The 8,353-nt window shown below is 63.9% G+C and carries 8 protein-coding genes and 1 pseudogene; 4 read left to right on the top strand and 5 right to left on the bottom strand.

The window, feature by feature from the left end:
* Positions 1-196: 196 nt before the first annotated feature.
* Genes ACFQ24_RS04875 through ACFQ24_RS04865 form a run of 3 tightly spaced genes read right to left on the bottom strand, consistent with a single transcriptional unit; the run spans position 197 to position 3,948 of the window.
* Positions 197-1,342, bottom strand: coding sequence for a TniQ family protein (locus tag ACFQ24_RS04875; protein WP_082102867.1), 1,146 nt, complete (start codon positions 1,340-1,342; stop codon positions 197-199).
* A gap of 3 nt (positions 1,343-1,345) precedes the next feature.
* Positions 1,346-2,269, bottom strand: coding sequence for a TniB family NTP-binding protein (locus ACFQ24_RS04870; RefSeq protein WP_380909396.1), 924 nt, complete (start codon positions 2,267-2,269; stop codon positions 1,346-1,348).
* A complete protein-coding gene (locus tag ACFQ24_RS04865) occupies positions 2,266-3,948 on the bottom strand; it encodes a Mu transposase C-terminal domain-containing protein (RefSeq protein WP_170172170.1) in 1,683 nt (560 codons plus the stop codon). The genes ACFQ24_RS04870 and ACFQ24_RS04865 overlap by 4 nt, the downstream gene beginning before the upstream one ends.
* A gap of 293 nt (positions 3,949-4,241) precedes the next feature.
* On the opposite strand from ACFQ24_RS04865, the gene ACFQ24_RS04860 reads away from it, so the two are divergent.
* From ACFQ24_RS04860 to ACFQ24_RS04845, 4 genes are read left to right on the top strand one after another with little or no spacing between them, the layout of a single operon-like run.
* The gene (locus ACFQ24_RS04860; protein ID WP_037448118.1) at positions 4,242-4,484 is read left to right on the top strand and encodes an AbrB/MazE/SpoVT family DNA-binding domain-containing protein; all 243 of its coding nucleotides are present in this window, start codon (positions 4,242-4,244) and stop codon (positions 4,482-4,484) included.
* Complete coding sequence (locus ACFQ24_RS04855) at positions 4,481-4,870, top strand: type II toxin-antitoxin system VapC family toxin (RefSeq protein WP_205499345.1); 390 nt, start codon at positions 4,481-4,483, stop codon at positions 4,868-4,870. Before ACFQ24_RS04860 ends, ACFQ24_RS04855 begins: the two co-directional genes overlap by 4 nt.
* Before the next feature lie 32 nt (positions 4,871-4,902).
* Positions 4,903-6,177 carry an abortive infection family protein gene (locus ACFQ24_RS04850; protein ID WP_037448111.1) on the top strand — a complete coding sequence of 425 codons (1,275 nt, stop codon included), beginning with the start codon at positions 4,903-4,905 and terminating at the stop codon, positions 6,175-6,177.
* A 43-nt stretch (positions 6,178-6,220) separates the two neighbouring features.
* A complete protein-coding gene (locus ACFQ24_RS04845) occupies positions 6,221-6,973 on the top strand; it encodes a hypothetical protein (protein WP_380909393.1) in 753 nt (250 codons plus the stop codon).
* A gap of 11 nt (positions 6,974-6,984) precedes the next feature.
* On the opposite strand, the gene ACFQ24_RS04840 is transcribed toward ACFQ24_RS04845, so the two are convergent.
* Positions 6,985-7,824, bottom strand: a complete 840-nt coding sequence (locus tag ACFQ24_RS04840) for a hypothetical protein (RefSeq protein ID WP_380909391.1) — start codon at positions 7,822-7,824, stop codon at positions 6,985-6,987.
* A gap of 419 nt (positions 7,825-8,243) precedes the next feature.
* Positions 8,244-8,353: pseudogene (locus ACFQ24_RS04835) on the bottom strand (IS5/IS1182 family transposase); the annotation flags it as partial.

Here is an 8,353-nt window from a genome sequence, read left to right as displayed (position 1 = left end):
GCCTGCCAGGGCGTCGTAGCGAACGGAGTGGACACGGTCGCTGATACTGTTGAAAGACCCCCGTGACTGCAAGCCTTTCGCCATCACACTGGACACAGTTTACATGGACAGTTATGGTATCGGTATTTACATAATCAATGTTATCGGACTGGCAGATTTGCTCTGTCGATCAGCTGTTTAGGGGCTTGTTGCGCCCTTACCCGATCAGCGACGTTCGTTCGCGCAAGCGCTGCTCCCGCTCGTCAAGCCACGCGCCAAACTGCTCCAGAATGTCGTCGACGTCCAGACCCGTCCGCCGATGATGCGCCACGACGCGCCCGCGGAGCGGTGCCGGCCAGCGGGTGCTTTCGCGGACCAGCGTCGCCTGGACCCATCTGGGCGTGCTGGCGAGCAGCCATTCGAGCGAATGCCGTTCGTAAGCGAGCCTCACGCCCGACATCAGGCGGCTGACCGGCTCATCCGACAGCAGTGCGATGACAGCGCATGAGACGTGAGCACGATATGCAGGCGACAGCTCGTGAAAGGGCTGCTCTTCCCAGGTTTGTGGCTCGTGATTGGGCAGGTTTGGTACCAGCGGGCTGTTGAACAGGTTTATGCGGCTGGTGCGGTTGATGTCGGGTGCGAGAAAAGCTCGCGTGAGCCCGTCCAACACGGCGAGGAACTGCCGAGCCGAGACCTGCCCTACCCCGGTCAGCGACGCAGACCTGCCGAGCAGCGCCTTCCGCAACTCGCCATCGAAGGCGAACAGCAGGCTTAAGGCGGCGGACACCTCCTCCGACCGACAGTCGGACGCGGGTCTCGGGCCGCTCCAATGGTTCGTTCTGAGAGGTACGCCGCAGTCGGTGCAGGTGAACTCGATCCGGCTCCGCCAGCTGAAGCGGGGCTCCTGGTGGGGCTGACAGCGGCGGCAGAAGTCCTGCCGCCAGGTGCCGTGCCGGTGACAGAAGATGAGCGGGAGCGCCGCTTCGGCATCGAGGTAGGTGCCACCTGTGGCGTGGCCCTCAGCAAGGCAGACATGGCACCAGGCGAGATCGAGCTCGCCTCGCGCTCGCCCTTTTCCGTCGGTTCGTGGCAACCAGGCGGTCACCAGCCACGGCCAGCGGCGCTTCAGGTTGAGGCGCATGATCGCATTCTGATCAACACGGAGCCGTTGCGCCGCGGATTTCGCCTCCGACCCCTTCCATCCTACGTCCGCTCTGACCTTGGTGCCTGCACTGCCCGGGGATAGCTCCTGCCGCAACTCAGTGATGGACATCTCGTAACAAGCGGCGATGCGCGCCAGCCAGGAGGAGATAAGCTCGTCAGAATGAGGCCGTGGCGCGATCGGCAGCGCGCCCGGCACGGCTCAGACCGTTTCCCTGGCCCGCGCCCGCCCCCGGCGCTGGGCAATCACCTTCATGCTGACCGAGGGCAGCACGAGGTCGTCGGCATCGAGGTCTCTGGCCTCGATGCATTCGCTGCCGTTCTCGATCGCACGAACAGCCAACGTCTCGACGAGGCGGAAGATGCGCCCGGTATTGCCGTCGGAGAGATCGAGTACCGACGTGCGGCAACGCTCCTCTTCCAGCTGTGAAGGTCTCCGAAGCGGCAGGATCGCAGCTAGCGTGACCATCAACAGGCGGAACGCTTCGTCGTTCTGCCACCGAGCCATCTCGACCGCGTCGAACCGCTCGGCGAGCGCCGCGTCGGTGAGCAGCGCCGCCTGCGCCTCGTGGTTGCCAGTGCAGACGAGCGGGATCTGCAGGTCGTTCGCGAGGTAGCGGATCGTGTTGAGGAAGATGCGCTGCTGGCGCGGCGTGCAGGCCAGCATGTGGTTGATCTCATCCAGGATCAGCATGCGAGCACCCACCTGCCCCATCAGCCGGCGAGTCAGGAGGCGCGCACGCTGCGTGTCCCCCCGCGCGGCGAAGCCGGCGCCGAGCTTCTCGAGCACCTCGCCGTAGAACTCGCCGTCGGTCGGCTGCGGTGGAAGCTGGACGGCGACGACCGGTATCGTCGCCACGCCGATAGCCTCGTTGAACCCGCGCGGGTTCTCTGCCTCAAAGCGCTCCACGATGCGCGACTTGCCCATGCCGGTTTGGCCGTAGATCAGCAGGCACGGCATGCGCGTGCGCGGCGGATAGCGCAGCATCGCGTCCAACGTCTTGCGCACCGCTTCCGCCTTCGGGAAGCCGAGCCACCGGTCCTTGCGGATCCAGGCGATCCGGTCGGCGTCGGGCCAACGCGCGCGCTCGCGATAACCATCGGCGAGATGGGAGAGGTCGCTCATTGGGGCATATCCTCGACAAGATAAGGAAGCCCCGGCTGATCGCCGCCCGTCCTCTCCTCTACCGCAGATAAGCCAACGGCAGGGGTTACCTGCTCAAGCCGGAGCTTGCTGCCACCCCTCGCCCGACGGGCGTCGCGCAGTGCCGCTTTGGTCCGCTGAAGCGCGAACCGCGCGGATTTGGTCTTGTGCGCCGCTTCCGCGACGATCAATCGCTGGGTCTCCACAGCCTGGAAGATCATCGTCTCGTCGACAGCCTGCTGGCCGCGCTCCCGCAAAGTGCGAACCGCCTCCTTCTGTTCCCAGCGGGTGATCGCGGGACGCCGCAGATCGCGGTAGGGCACCTCGAGGTGCTCGCCGTGTGGTAGCTCGAGCCAGACGCGCGAAAGGTCGCGGGGATCCCAACGCACCGGCATCGTCTGCCCCGGCCGCGTGTACCAGCAGGATAGCGCATCATCCCAATAGTGAGTGCGGAACAGCTCGATGCCGTGTGGTGTCACGGCGCGCAGCTCGCAGGGTAGAAAGTCGAACAGGAACGCGGCATCGTCGGCCGGAAGGCGGACCAGCTCCGGGCGTCGTTCCACCCCCTCGGCCCAAGCAAGGGCGGGCGGAATGCCGATCCCGCGGTGCCGCTCCGCATGATATGGGCCGATGATCTGCGCGGCGAGCCAGACTTCCAGCTCGCTCAGCGTCATACACGCCTCACCTTCCGCATCGTAGTCGCCACGCTCGGCGACGTTAGAGAAGGTCGTTCCGGGTAGGAGGTGGACGGCCCCCATCATCGTGCCAATCAGCCGCTCGATGTGACCGCCGAAGTGCGGCCGACGCACCGGCCGATATTCGAGCGCAATCGAATGAGCTCGGCAGCCGCGCTTCAGCGCGTCTGAGCGGTGCTCGCGCGCGTTGTCGAGGTGCAGCCGATCCATGAGCCCCTGGCTGTCCCACGGTGCCTTCATGCTCCGCTCGGCCAGCCAGTCCCGCTTGGGGAGAACGGCGTGCCGCATGCACATACCGACCGAAACAGCGGACGGCGCCAGCATGTCGAGGTGGAAGCCGGGCACGGTTCGGCTCGCCAAGTCGATCATCAGCGTGAGCCAAGGCCGGCCGATAGGCTTGCGGTACAGGTCGTCGACAACGATCACGTCGACCAGCGTGTGGTCCGACTGGACGAGCTCAAGCGCGTAGTCCGCCTCGAGCACGCCTCGCGTTGGCTCCCACTTGTCAGCGGCTGCCTTGGCACCCTGTCTGCGGGCCGTAACGAGCTGGGGAGCGAGCCGGTCCAACCGGGCCTGGATCGCCTTGGTGCTGGGCACCTTGACCCCGATCTTCGTTCCTTCGTGTCGCAGCCAGCGGCGGAGCGCCTGAACGCTGGGCTTCTCGAGCGTGAGGTAGAAATCAGCGATGCCGCGAGCGATAAGATGCTCAGCCGCGGCCGAGAGCCGCTGCTCCCCCTTCTCCCTTCCTCGCGGTCGCGGCAGCAGTGACGCCGCAGCGGGCGTGGCTCGGTAGAGTTGCAGGAGCTTGTGGAAGCGAGCGCGGCCGAGTTCCAGCTGGACCATGGCTTGGGCGGCCACATCGCCGGGCACGCGCGTCATCGAGGCGAGCGGGCGAATGATCTTCTCGCGGCGATGCGCCTCCGCCCAGTCGGCGTCGCTCGCCGTCCTCAGGTCCGCGGTTCGCATGGCACGACGCCTCGGGTGGTCCCAGCTGGGCGATCGTCCGCTGTTTCGGGAACAATGTCCACTGTTTCAGGTGCACGTCGTCGCTAAGCGGCAATCTAGCCGCGAGTCCACCCTTTCAGGAGAACCGACAAGTGCTCCCGAAACCGCCAACATCTTTTCGCGGGAATCAAGTTTATCGCTAATTACTGCACATGTCATGTCGTGCTGGTTGCGACGCGACCGGCGATGCTGGTCCCAAACTGGAAGATGTGGTAAAGCGACTACCGCTTACCACATACGGAGCGATGGGACTCATGACAGTGCAAGTGAACATCACCCCGAACGGGCGCATGAGCCTGCCCGCAAGCATCCGCAAGCGCCTGGGCCTCGAGGGCGGCGGCGCGGTGCTGCTGGAGGAAACCGAGGATGGGGTGGTGCTCAGAACCGTTCATCAGGCGGTGGCGCGGGCGCAGGCGATCGCCAAGAAATATGCCGGCCATCCGGACGCCTCCGTGGATGCTTTCCTCGCAAGCCGCCGGACGGACAGCGGCGAGTGACGGAGGCTGTTCTCGATGCCTCCGCCATCCTGGCCCTGCTGAAGGGGGAGCGCGGAGGAAGTAAGGTCGCCGGCGTGGTGAGTGAGGCGGCAGTGGGGGTGTTCAATCAGGCCGAGGTTGTGAGCCATTTCGTTCACCTCGGCGCTCCGCTCGAGGATATCAGGGCGATGCTGGGTGCCTTGCCCTACACCGTCGTGCCCGCGGACGAGGCGCTGGGCTGGGAGGCGGGCGCGCTGCGCGCTGCGACCAGCGCGGCCGGGCTGTCGCTCGGCGACCGCTTCTGCCTGGCGCTCGCAAAGCGGCTTGGCGTGCCGGCCTATACCGCGGACCGCGCGTGGAAGGATGTGGCCACAGACGTCGGCGCGAAAGTGGTGGCGATCCGCTGAGCGGACGACATGATAGGCTGGAGAGCGCTTGGATGCAGGATCTGTTGGAACAGCCGTCGCGCTATCTCGCGACAGTCGAGGAGCTGCTTACGGCGGAGCGGATGCAGCAGGCGGCCGAACTGCTGCGCGGCGCGACGCCCCGGGTGGAGCGCACCGGGTACGACAATTGGAACGGCGGTACCGAGCAGTGGACGGTCTACCTGTCGGTCGAGCCCGCCGACTATGCTCTGCTCGGCGGGGCGAAAGACGGGATCGAGGATCAAATAACCCAGCGACTGAAGGCGGTGCTCGAACCATTTACCGAGGATTGGTACAGCGCCAAGATCGTCCCGCGACTGGCTGATCCTGGCGCACTGGCGCGGCCCAACGCGCGGATCCGGCGGCAGACTCGCCAAAACATCATAGATGGACTGCGCATCGACTCGGTGGGCTGGAGCGGCAAGCTCGACGAGGTCGATTTTCTCGCGCGCATCTATGCGCTCGACGCGCTTCCCTCATACGACTCACGCTACAAGGATGCCGCTGGCGACATCTATCAGCACCGCGTCAACAATTTCGATTGGGGTGACGACTGGGTCTATGACGACGCACGCTTCGGGCTCGCGAACGGCCCTGACGACACCTTCCTGCGCTTCCTCTGCGAGACCGTCCACCCCGTCGTCCGGCCCGACAAGGACGAGGCAATTAGGCTCGTCGCGCAGTACAACGACCAGCTTCGCCAGGATGGGTGGGAGCTGGTCGAGGAAGAGTGGATTGCCGGGCGTCCCCGCTTTGTTGCCCGGCGTGCCGGCATCTCCGGCGGCCGGTCGGTATCCCGCGCGCGAACCGTTGCCGATGCTCTCGACGCCGGCTGGATGCAAAAAGAAATCGAGCGCCTCGAAGTTTCCGTCGAGGCCGATCCGGCGCTGGCGATCGGCACCGCCAAGGACCTGGTCGAGACCTGTTGCAAGTCGATCCTGACCCGCCAGTCGGTCACCTTCCCGAAGACGGCGACGCTGCCCGAGCTCACCAAGCTGCTCACCAAGGAGTTGAAGCTCGTGCCCGAGGGCATCTCCGACGAGGCGAAGGGCGCCGAGGCGATCCGGCTGCTGCTGCGCAACCTGACGACGATCACCCAGTATCTTGCCGAGATCCGCGGTCTCTACGGCTCCGGGCACGGCCGCGATGGCAAGCACCGCGGCCTCGAGCCGCGTCACGCCCGGCTAGCGGTTGCCGCCGCGGTCGCGTTCATCGACTTCGTCTCGGAGACCTACCATCAGCGCATCCTGCCCGGTGCTGCGCCCCGGCCAACGTCAACGGCGGAATAATGAGCCAGGCGACCGCGCATCAAGCAAAGAAGGAAATCGTTCAGTGCTCCAGTCACCTTTGAGCGAGAATGATCGTCAATGGCTTATCCGGCTCGCCAGACTCGCCGTCGCCAATTTCAATGCCGGGGACTGGCAGGAGCTTGGCGTCCACACCGGTGCGCTCGATGCGATTAGGGGGCACGATCGCTTGCTGCGAAGCCTCAGCTTCAACGATCCGGACTATTCCGGTAACGCTCATGGGGTCTTCTTTTCGATCGTCGAACGGGATCCGCGCAACCTGCAGATCGTCGCCCGCTTCATTCGCGATCGCTACGGCGACGACGGCGAGCTCATCTCCACGAGCGCTGGTCAGGGTCGCACCATCATCTTCACACCAAGCGTTTTCGAGGTACCGGAGGGTAGCGTCGAGCCAGACCTTATCGCGGTGATGACCCCCTTCGCGCCCGAGTTCGAACCTGTGTTCGAGACGATCACGCGCGCGGCCGCCGCGGCCAGCTACCGGACGCTGCGCGCCAAGGACATCTGGCTGCACTCAGCAGTGATTCAAGACGTTTTCTCGCTGATCTTCAAGGCGCACATCGTGGTGTGCGATTTCACCGGTCGCAATCCGAACGTCTTCTACGAAGCCGGGATTGCTCATACGCTTAGGAAACATGTTGTGCCGATCACTCAATCCGCGGCCGACATCCCCTTTGACCTGCAACACCATCGATATCAGCCGTACCTTAATAACGGCGAGGGACGGCAGACACTTGAGGGAGCCCTACGATCCCGGTTCGCGGCGCTCCGGCGGTAGGACGCTACAAGCTAGTGCCCGATGATCGTTTGGAGTCGGCCACGGATCGCCGCCGAGAGACTGGCGCGGCCCTCTCCATTATTCAGATAAGGAATGTAGCGCAGGTGGCGTAGATCGAAAGGAATGTCTTGACCGCTCTGAGTGATGAGGATCACCTCACGGCCGAGGGTGTGCGCGATGCCCGCCTCGTAGAAGACGTTCGGATTGCGCCCAGTGCAGTCGCAGATGACCACCCGGGACCGATCGATCAGCGACACGACGTCCTGGATGATGGCGGGGTTCTCCCAAATATCATCGGCTCGTCGACATCGCAGGCCAGCGGCTTCGGCGGCTTCGCGAATGCTATCGTAAACCGGTGTGAAGGCGGCATCGAATGGCATCATCGCGGAGGCCAGTTGGGGCTCGATATTCTCATGATCGGAGAGCTGGAACACGCTCGGTCGCTGCCGCCCAGGCCGGACGTTACGCATCAGAAAGCGGTATAGGTCGATATCCTTCACTGCCCAGTGGTTGCGAGAGAACTCGAAGTCGTGCGGCATATCGAGCTGGCCGCGGCCGGCAAAGACGGTCGCATTGGTGAGAGGCGGCACCTCCCGGTCAAGGACAAACTCGAAATGGACGTCGCCATTGGCAACGCGCGCGCGGGTGATCGTACCGACGTGACAAACCTCCTCGCCGGTGCCCTCGCCCATGAAGAGGCACGGCAGACGAGTGAGCCGGTCGAGCAAAGGAAGTCGTTCCTGGAGAAACTGATCGGCGACGTGATCCTCAGTGTATTCGAACATTCGCACGAGGGGCATCGTCCCGACGCCACCGGCCCAGTCGAACCACCGCATTATCAGGTTGAACATGCGATCCCTTTTCTGGCGACATGGTGGCCGGACGCCTTAGAGCTTACGAACGTGCCGGGCGTCGGGGAAGGAAATAACGCTGCCAAGCAGCTCGTAAGCTATGATCCCGCCAATACGCAGAGGAAGACGCTGAGAAAGCGCGGCTGTGATAAGGTAGTTCGGTCGGCGCGTGGGCAGTTGCTAACCTATAACACCGCCAACGTCAGTCCAGCGTCGCCCTAGCCGGCTGTATAAAGGGCGATCGCGAGCGATAAACAAAAGATCGACAGCCAGATAACGATCTGTCCAAAGATATGAAGCACTAGCCCCACCCAGCTATGTCGCCGTCTAAGAGCAAGGCCGCTTGCGACCGCTACGAAAAAGGCAATCACTGCCGGCATCGAAATGGAAGGCGAGCGCCTCAGAGCCTGTCTTGAATCTCATGCGTAACGAGCGATGCGCCTGATGAGGACGACGGCGGCAGCTGCATATAGAAGTGCAGTTGCGGATTTGATGGTTCGCTCGAAGTCCTTTGCCAAGCGTCGATTTC

Source organism: Sphingobium olei, assembly GCF_042678845.1.
Lineage (GTDB): Bacteria > Pseudomonadota > Alphaproteobacteria > Sphingomonadales > Sphingomonadaceae > Sphingobium > Sphingobium olei.
This window is presented reverse-complemented; position numbering and strand designations above follow the sequence as displayed.

Bases quoted from the DNA above. Each gene is read 5' to 3' on its own strand.
- ACFQ24_RS04870 (WP_380909396.1), bottom strand. From the start codon at position 2,269: ATGAGCGACCTCTCCCATCTCGCCGATGGTTATCGCGAGCGCGCGCGT.
- ACFQ24_RS04860 (WP_037448118.1), top strand. From the start codon at position 4,242: ATGACAGTGCAAGTGAACATCACCCCGAACGGGCGCATGAGCCTGCCC.
- ACFQ24_RS04865 (WP_170172170.1), bottom strand. From the start codon at position 3,948: ATGCGAACCGCGGACCTGAGGACGGCGAGCGACGCCGACTGGGCGGAG.
- ACFQ24_RS04850 (WP_037448111.1), top strand. From the start codon at position 4,903: ATGCAGGATCTGTTGGAACAGCCGTCGCGCTATCTCGCGACAGTCGAG.
- ACFQ24_RS04840 (WP_380909391.1), bottom strand. From the start codon at position 7,824: ATGTTCAACCTGATAATGCGGTGGTTCGACTGGGCCGGTGGCGTCGGG.